Source organism: Roseateles sp. P5_E11, from assembly GCF_054049355.1.
This window is the reverse complement of record NZ_JBFUMO010000950.1, coordinates 1-1,481: the sequence shown is the minus strand read 5'-3', so window position 1 is coordinate 1,481 and position 1,481 is coordinate 1. Positions and strand designations below refer to the sequence as shown.

The following is a 1,481-nucleotide window of genomic DNA, read 5'->3' as shown; positions in this document are numbered from 1 at the left end:
GCCCAAGCCCTGCTGGGCCGGCTGCAACAGGTCAATGAGCGCATCAGCGCCGTCAGCGCCCGCGCGGTGCACTGGGTCTGGACCGACACGGCGATGGCCGGTGATGCGCATCAGCGCTTCGAGGCGCTGCTGACCTATGGCGAACCGGTTGCAGTAGCAGCCACCGGCGACCTCGTCGTCGTCGCGCCGCGCTTCGGTACGGTCAGCCCCTGGGCGTCCAAGGCCACCGACATTGCACGCAACTGCGGCCTGGCGCTCAAGCGTGTCGAGCGCGTCGTTGAATACCGCGTCTCGCTGAAGCCCGGCCTGCTCGGTGGTGCCAAGGCGCTGAGCGAAGCCGACCTGCAGGCCTGCGCCGAACTGCTGCATGACCGCATGACCGAGTCGGTCTGCTTCACCCGCGAGGCCACCGCCCATCTGTTCGACGAGCGCACCGCCGAGCCGCTGGCCCATGTGGACGTGCTGGGCGAGGGGCGTGCCGCGCTGGAGAAGGCGAATGTTGAATTCGGCCTGGCGCTGTCGGCCGACGAGATCGACTACCTCGACACCAACTTCAAGAAGCTCGGCCGCAACCCCAGCGACGTCGAGCTGATGATGTTCGCCCAGGCCAACAGCGAACACTGCCGTCACAAGATCTTCAACGCAAGCTTCATCGTCGATGGCGAGGCCCAGCCGCTGAGCCTGTTCGGCATGATCCGCAACACCGAGAAGCTGAACCCGCAGCACACGGTCGTCGCCTACTCGGACAACGCCGCCATCATGGAAGGCCATGCCATCCAGCGCTGGATGGCCGCCGACGCGCCGGGCTCGGCCTACACGGCCCGCGCCGAGCAGGCCGAGGTGCTGATGAAGGTGGAGACGCACAACCACCCGACGGCCATCTCGCCCTTCCCGGGTGCGTCCACCGGCGCGGGTGGCGAGATCCGCGATGAAGGCGCCACCGGCCGCGGTTCCAAGCCCAAAGCGGGCCTGACCGGCTTCTCGGTTTCCAACCTGCATCTGCCGGGTCTGAGCGAATCCTGGGAGCAGAACCCGGTGGGCAAGCCAGCGCATATCGCGTCGGCGCTGCAGATCATGATCGAGGGCCCGCTCGGTGGCGCGGCCTTCAACAACGAGTTCGGCCGGCCCAATCTGGCGGGCTATTTCCGTGTCTACGAGYAGACCGTGGACGGCGTGCGCCGCGGCTATCACAAGCCCATCATGATTGCCGGCGGCCTGGGCACCATCCGCTCGGACCTGACCCGGAAGATCGAGTTCCCGGCCGGCAGCCTGCTGATCCAGTTGGGCGGCCCGGGCATGCGCATCGGCATGGGCGGCAGCGCGGCCAGCTCGATGGCGGCGGGCACCAACACGGCTGACCTGGATTTCGATTCCGTGCAACGCGGCAACCCCGAGATCGAACGGCGTGCGCAGGARGTCATCAACCATTGCTGGGGCCTGGGGGCCGAGAACCCGGTGCTGGCCATCCACGACGTCGGCGC

General features: G+C 67.6%; 1 protein-coding gene. It reads left to right on the top strand.

The window, feature by feature from the left end; translation table 11 throughout:
• The coding region (locus ACXJKR_RS32400) for an AIR synthase-related protein (protein ID WP_457326350.1) at nucleotides 1-1,481 on the top strand (1,481 nt) is incomplete at both ends.